Here is a 6,988-nt window from a genome sequence, read left to right as displayed (position 1 = left end):
AGCGGCTGAAACTCAATCCACTGGAGTGGCTTCAACAGATCACTCGAGCCTGTATCGAGCAACGTCCGTATCCGATACCAGAAGGCCTCATGATCTAAGGTCAAGTCCACTCGGGTGAACAGTTACGTCAGATCCCGGTTGATCACATAGGTCTCAAATGCCGCCTTGTAGGGATTGGTAATGTCGTACACCAGGATCCCGCCCATCCGCTCTAGGCCGATAAAGGCGAACGTCTTGTCGCCCACCACGCCCACGGTCAAGGCTTCCGGCTCGGCCCCCTTATTCTCAGAGCGAGAGTCGCCTTCGTTCTCATCGTCGCCATTGTTGAAAGCGCGGCCATGAATGGAAGCGGTGATCCTGCCGATCTCATCCCCCGAATCAAACACCAGCTGACCGTTTTGATCCCAGATAGTGAAAGAGCGCGCGCCGTAAGCGTAGGCATTGTCATATTCGCCATCGGCGTTGGCGCCTAGGGCACGGGTAACGCGCAGCCCGCCTATCTCACCACTCAACTGCAGCGCTTCGAGCGCCGAGCCCGGAGCAGCCGGCAGGTTCTTCAGCTTCGCTTCATCGGTGTACGACAAGCAGCCGTCGTCTTCATCGTAATCCTGGCCGCCGGCGGCGTCGCAAGCCGCTTCATCGGCCACATCGAAGAAATACTCGCGGGCGTCCCCTTCATTGGCCGTCAGCAAAAAGGGCGCGCCGCTCCAGGCGTATGAGGTGATGGTGTCCGGCATAAAGACGCCATACAGGCCATCGTACTGGCCAAAACTGACCGCACCATCTTCATTGCCATCAAACATCAAACCGGACCAATCTTTCACGCCCAATCCGATCACCGAGACGCTGTTGTCGCTCAAATCGACCATGGCCAAGCCATTGTTTTCCTGCAGCGTCACGTACGCCATGGTGTTGCTGGTGGTGATGTACTCCGGCTCGAGATCCTGCGCGACGCTTGTGGCGATCAACGCACCGTTAAGGGGGCGTCCGCTGGGATTGGGGAAGTGCATGCCCTGAGCTTCCAGCTCGGCCTGCATGCCGTTGTAGGCGGTGAAGTCGATAAGAGTGGCCGTGTCGGCGGGCACACCATCGTTCACCGTGATAACCGCGATGCTCCCTTCTGGATCCACACTGTAATCACCGCTGGGCTCGCCTTCGTTGGCCACCAGCACCTTGCTGCCATCCGGCGTGAACGTCACCATATCCGGCAGGTTGCCCACCGCCACAGCACGGAGGAAGAGCGGCACTCCCTCATCCAAGCCATTGTAAAACAGGATAAAGCCATTATCGGCATGAGCATCGGCTTCCACTGCAACGGCCATCAGATCGCCACTAATCGCAATGCTATTGGCCCCACCGAGAGCAACGTCATTAGCCTCGGTGGGCAGCACCATGGCCGTTGCCGTCAGGTTCGTATCGCTGATCGGCGCACTCAGGGCTTCAGAAGTCAGACCTGAAGCGTCGATCATCTCGACCGTATCGTCCGAGCTATTAATGGCGTAGATAGTCTGGGTCGCAGCATGATACTGCAGGATCTCCGCCGCGCCGTCGGTATTAAGAACGATACGGCCCACCGGACTCAAGGCGATGCCGTTCACGGCATCTGCACCGTCTTGGCCATCGGCACCATCTGGGCCAACTGCACCGTCCAAGCCATTTTGACCATTAATACCATCGCGCCATCGTCGCCGTCGCAACCGGTCAAAGCCAAGCTGAACAGCACAGCGAGAGACAGAATATTCTTTTTAAAATTCATGGTTTGCCCTATGTGATCAGAATGTTATCGCAGGGCATTGTGTTTTTCTTATATGACTGAACGATGGCGAAAGGAAGTCAGCCGCGAAACAAAGTCCCACAAAGGCACAAGTGCAACAGTGGACAATACATGGAGGGAGCTGACCGAGGTTACGTGCAACAGGCTTATACCGACCAATCCCACAGCCGCTGATGGGTGCCGGCACAAGGCCACTCAATGCGAGCTGGCCTTATGCCAATCACCAGGACGGTGATTGGCATAAGCGTCAGCTTTAACGTTTGGTAAGTGATCCTGTATCCGTAGGATACCTATATCAAGGAGCTATCATATTGAGCCCATCCCACCCATCGACTCCGCCACCGCTATCCGCCAACACTCCATGCGCGACGAACACGGGTTCGATCAGTAACTGAATCAGCCAACCTCAATGCCGCCGCTTTAAGGAACTGTTGGTCGATTTTCCTATCGCAAAAAAACAATCTGTTACCATCAGAGAAGTTTTCGGAAGCCGAAAGTGTTAACGGCTTGATCGAATGGAATTTGGGGGGACTTTCAACATGAGCACCAACAGTTAGGTAAAGCAGCGCCCTTTACGCCATCATGGATGGCCATAAAATAGATATGACATTGCTATACCGTTGACAAAGGGTACCTATCAAATGCAGTTTTTACAGCAACCATGACTCGACTAACATCGATCGCATTCCCTTTATTACATTCTGTAAAGCTATTAATTAGATTCAGAAAACCAACCACTATAAAGTTGTGATAAGAGAGCTCTACCTCTTGCCGCAACACATTCTGGCTCATCAAACTGCAACCCCGCGCATAAGAACGCATGACATGGCGAAACTCTTCCTCAGGCAGTGTAATTAACCCCAGCTTGATTGCGGGATGAATGAATCGTTCACCGACATTGACTAATTCATTAAACTCATGCCTTACCTTGGCTGAAACTCGTGGATCGACCGCTACCCAGATCGCCGAGTTCGACATCATAAAGTTAGTCCCGGTAACATCGAGTTTTAGTTGACTCGGATAACTGATAGAGAGTCCATACGCAAGCAACGCCTCTCGTTCGTTTAAATCAAACTCCAAGGTTGCTAGCATTCTTTTCTTTGTGTTGTTCAGATACAACAAATAAAGAGCGGCAACGAGTGACTCCTTTGATAAATAATGCTGGCAAATCGTACTACTAGATATACCACAATCACGGGAAACATCCGCAATGCTGAACGACAAAAGTCCCTTATTAATTATTTGCCTACGCGCAGACATTAAAATTAATTTTTCTTTGCAGGTCCGCTTCCTTTCTAACATTACATCACCCCTTGTCACAGCCCAGCCAACACGACACAACATAAGCGATAACCAACTCAATGGCAACTGCCTAATACTTTTAACTTTGCGATATCAGCAATAAATTCCACTGTATGAAATAGTGGAATGCGCAACACCAAATAGCCTGACTTGTTACCATTATTAATTACCTGTTACCTGGCGCCCGTGTTGTTGGGTATTACTGCATTAACAATAGGCGATTCTTAAGATACGCTGCTCCATCTTTTCGCTCTGAATCGAGAACAGAGTTGGCCGATACAATTTAATTAATAGCCCTGAACTAAGCATAATACTTGTCGGCGCAATCTTGACTGGCGTAAAGTGATGAACAAAGTAACAGAACTCAGTATGAAGATTAGTAAGATGGTTACCCCCCCCACAAAAAAAATACGTGAGATAGCTGCCCAAAAGAATGGCTAAATCAACAACTAGATGCAATACTCTTGCTGACATAAGAACAGAAAAACCGCAATGTGACCTCTCTTTCCGATATGGTCAGAGTACGCTCACTGATGCGGTTTCCCTGATGGTTAGAAAATTATCAGAAGCTGAATATAAATCCTAAGCTTACATTGCTGTCACTATATTCATTAAGAGCTTCACTATAATGCGCCCCCTCAACAAACAAGGCAATGTGCTCGTCGTAATTATACTTTACACTTGCGATAGTAAGATGAATGTCATCACGCTGTAATGTGCTGTCCCACGTTTTGTACTGATAGGTGATCCCGGTGTCGAAAGCGCCATGAGAAATCGAATAGACAGCACCATACACCTCTTCAGTTTTGGTCGGGCACTCATCGTGGAATTCCTTCAGCGCGGCAATATAACTGTTCTCCCATTCGTACTTAGCAAACAGGTTCCAACGGATATAATCCTCCTCCTTGTTAAGTAACTGCTTTGAGGTCTGCGCCCGGTGCACAGACAAGGAAACTGGCCCGGCTTTATAATTCAGGCGAGCCGTCTTGATATCGTCGTCCTTGCCGGTATTAGCATCTGGCGTAACCAAGCCGAACTTCATATCAAATGCACCTATAGGTGTTTGCCAGGCTGGTGTCGCATAAGCAATGACTCGAGTGCCATATTTTGATTGCCGGAACAGTTGCGCCGCCGTATCAGGGTGCATGGAGTTACTTTGATGAATATCGAACGGAGTATACATCTGCAAGTATGAGCCTGTGGCCCCCGTTCCAGCCACAAAAGCACCGTATCCATGCGTTTTAAAGACAAAGTAGGCTTCGCGTACGTCAACTTGATTGCTGGCCAAATCGCTTTCTGAATACTGCACTTCTCCATGGTAGATTACATTGGCCAAAGGCGTTTTATACATGCCTTTGATACCAGCAGTGGCTTGATAAACGCTCGTCTCAAAATCACGTCCTTGCATCCACTGAGTTTGAGCACGCAGATCGCCGTAGAAATTTTTTGTCAATTCGCCGGAAGTCGATGTTTCAGCATGAACTAGGCTGCATGACATGGCAATTGCGCAAGCCAGGGTTGTAAGAGTTAAAGTTTTCATAATGTGCCTTCACAAGTTCATATTAAATATTAATTACCAAACATGGCATCAATACTTATTGGCCATGCTCGATAGCCGGGGGCATGTAACTTGGGCATCTTAACGTTCATCTCCACAAAAACCTCCGAACCTTCGTATTCCATCTCGACAAGGCTTAATTCTGGTGGGTTCTCTCGATCAAATAGGCCTCGAGAAGCAGAGAATATAACCATCGAATCCTTATCATCAAAATACTGCGTCAAAGATGTTATTGGAGAATACCACTCGTACCCTCGCTCCTCACCATACTGCCATACTTGTTGCACGGTCATATCAGCTTCATTTACTTCATACTGGACAGCACGAGAAAACTTATCTGTTGGGAATGCAGGCTGCTCGAACCCTCGGCCATCGCCATTATCGAAGCTGATAACCGAATTATTGGTTTTGCCTATATAGCTAGTGTGTTGAGTCCAAGGCCAGTCAAATTCTCCCTCGCACTTTCCATTGTCACATTTCAGGTTATTACCCTTAGCGTCAACCGGCGTGAGTACCTTTGAGGCCAGATCGCCTGTCCAACCTTCACTCGGTGCCAAGATCCATTTCACCTGTTTATCTCTACCCACCTTAATTGTGCCTTGATGACGCGCAGAGACAATAATAGAGTCATCATGATAAGAGTATTGTACAGAGTTTATATGCGCCCAATTTCGACCCGGACCGACCCCAGGAATGTCTCCAAACGGTGCATTTTTATCTAAATCCTCAAGCGTTTCACCTTCACTTTCGGTGTCGACATTAAGACAAACAGCGCCCACATCCAAAGCCAACAGTAAATTATCACGGTAAGGGTCAAGGATCTTATTAAAATCCCATACGTCTAACACGTTGCCATCTCGATCTATTTCTATGACGTGATCACGTACAGTGTTAACGACAACGCCATCGTCTCTCACATAGTCGCGTTTCGCGACCCGAACAATGAAATTGCCGTTTTTGAGTTGCTCCAAATCGTGTGAATAGTCTTGAAAACCGCGAGGAAGACGTCGAACCATAGTATGGCGGCCAAGCAAATCAAACTTAAATAGTCGCTGCCCTTGGCCGGTAATCAACATACCATCCGGAGCTTGATTGGTACCGATCATAACGCCAGATGTATAAACAGACTCTTCATCATGCTGGGAGTTTGGATCCAACATCCAGCGAATATCACCATTCGTATCTGCGATGACGTTTAATGGCTTGGTATCCCATTCTGCAGCACCACCGTCGCTCCCCCAGCGAAACTGGCTGATCTCCGGTTTACGACTCATCAAGTTAAAGAAGTACAATCTATCCTTAAAGTTATCCGCAACGGTTACTGGCTCAAACTCAGGCACAAAACGAACATCACCATCGACAGGGTTGTAAGGCAGTCCTGCGGTTAGAATAGTATATTCTTCATTCTTTATTGTACCCTCGACAGTATAAGAAACGGACACCTTGTTTTTGTGGCTTGGGTATAGGCCGACGATCGGTACCCCATTATAGGTAAGGATCTTTGTTGGGCCAACGTCGTACTCAATGTCAACCCCTCCTTTTCCTTTCCCATGTACCTTAACCTTCACATCCGCAATATTCTTACCGCCCAAATCAATAATGGCAGTTAATGGTGAAACCTTATATGGGTCAATACTAACGTAGCCTAATTCACCCTGCGGAGGATAAGGCAATGACAGTTTTCCAGCCGATAAAACACTAAACGTAGCCAAAGCTAAAGCAGCAGCTAATAACCTTCTTCTTCCTTTCATGACAGCCCTCACTTTATCACGGCGATCTCTAATCACCTTGTTAATCCCAATGGTGGACAACAAAAGATTAACCTTGGCTAGGTCCGCTTTATTATGGCTTCGTCGCATTCATCGTTAAATTCAGCCCTTCCCACTCAACTCCGCTCAACCATCACACAACCCACCACTCAACAGAAAGAATCGTCAACAAAATTCCGCCCATTCGATAAGTCATCCACAAACACCACTACCCATAATCAACGCTGTGAATTTCTCTTGTTGAAGTAACGAAATTATTTCACACCTTACGGAAGGGGCTAACATGGCTTTGCAGGAAGAAATGCGATGAAATTATGCTTTAGCGCGCTACCGCCCTCCATACACGCGGCGATGACCGCATAATAGTTGTCAGGAACGTGCTCCTGCCAAATCAACCAGGCGCACGTAAAGAGCCCTTGACCAAGCAATTGCACGATTGAAGCTTCAGCGCAGGATTCATACCAATTGCACTAAAAGTTTGATCTAATAGTGCTTTGATTAGTGACCCGAGCATCGACGATGCATACTTCCAGCGATTTCAAGCAACTTGCCAAGAAAGTCAGCGATTCGAGGATGAGAACGCGC

The 6,988-nt window shown here is 48.1% G+C and carries 3 protein-coding genes and 1 pseudogene; all 4 read right to left on the bottom strand.

The window, feature by feature from the left end:
• Window positions 1-125: 125 nt before the first annotated feature.
• A pseudogene (locus tag ABEA08_RS09765) lies at window positions 126-1,756 on the bottom strand (choice-of-anchor I family protein); the annotation flags it as partial.
• Window positions 1,757-2,386: 630 nt separating this feature from the next.
• Window positions 2,387-3,076, bottom strand: a complete 690-nt coding sequence (locus tag ABEA08_RS09760; protein WP_345335102.1) for a TetR family transcriptional regulator — start codon at window positions 3,074-3,076, stop codon at window positions 2,387-2,389.
• A gap of 562 nt (window positions 3,077-3,638) precedes the next feature.
• A complete protein-coding gene (locus ABEA08_RS09755; RefSeq protein ID WP_345335101.1) occupies window positions 3,639-4,616 on the bottom strand; it encodes a porin in 978 nt (325 codons plus the stop codon).
• Window positions 4,617-4,645: 29 nt separating this feature from the next.
• Window positions 4,646-6,385, bottom strand: a complete 1,740-nt coding sequence (locus tag ABEA08_RS09750) for an aryl-sulfate sulfotransferase (RefSeq protein WP_345335100.1) — start codon at window positions 6,383-6,385, stop codon at window positions 4,646-4,648.
• Window positions 6,386-6,988: the final 603 nt, after the last annotated feature.

The organism is Ferrimonas pelagia (genome assembly GCF_039543565.1).
Lineage (GTDB): Bacteria > Pseudomonadota > Gammaproteobacteria > Enterobacterales > Shewanellaceae > Ferrimonas > Ferrimonas pelagia.
The sequence above is the reverse complement of the archived record's forward strand: the minus strand, read 5'-3'. Positions and strand labels throughout refer to the sequence as shown.